The sequence below is a fragment of the Intestinirhabdus alba genome (assembly GCF_009711095.1).
GTDB lineage: Bacteria > Pseudomonadota > Gammaproteobacteria > Enterobacterales > Enterobacteriaceae > Intestinirhabdus > Intestinirhabdus alba.
In genome coordinates, this window is record NZ_WMJZ01000157.1 from 1 (window position 1) to 425 (window position 425).

Annotated in this window: 1 protein-coding gene; it reads right to left on the minus strand. The window is 65.9% G+C overall.

Translation table 11 applies throughout. The features are described 5' to 3' along the window. A partial coding sequence (locus tag GJV78_RS22840; RefSeq protein ID WP_155110334.1) for an autotransporter outer membrane beta-barrel domain-containing protein occupies positions 1–425 on the minus strand: 425 nt, incomplete at both ends.

Sequence of the window (425 nt, forward strand, 5' to 3'; positions counted from 1 at the left end):
CCGCCGGTCACGCCGCCCTTGTACAGGAGATATTCATAGCCGCCGTAGCCCACCCGGTTTGTCAGCCGGAAGCTGCCGTCGGAGTTCCCGCCCACCATCACCACCCGGATACCGTCGCGGGTTTCCGCTCCCAGGCCGCCGTCGTTGATAATCTTCAGCCGGGTTTCGCCCGCGGTGCTGCCCTCCACAACCAGCCGGTCCGTGAGCGAGCTGTCGTCTCCCAGCCGCGTCAGCAGTGTCAGCAGCCCGTTATCGCTGACGTAGTCCCCCTTAACCGTCAGGGTGCGGCCGGCGGAGCCCTGCTCATCGAAGCTGATTTCCCCGGCGTTACGCAGCGTTTTCACATCGGAGTCGCCGGTGACGATCCAGACGCTTCCCTCGTGCCTGAAGTCGTTCACCCCGCTGACCGCGCCGGTCAGGCGGGA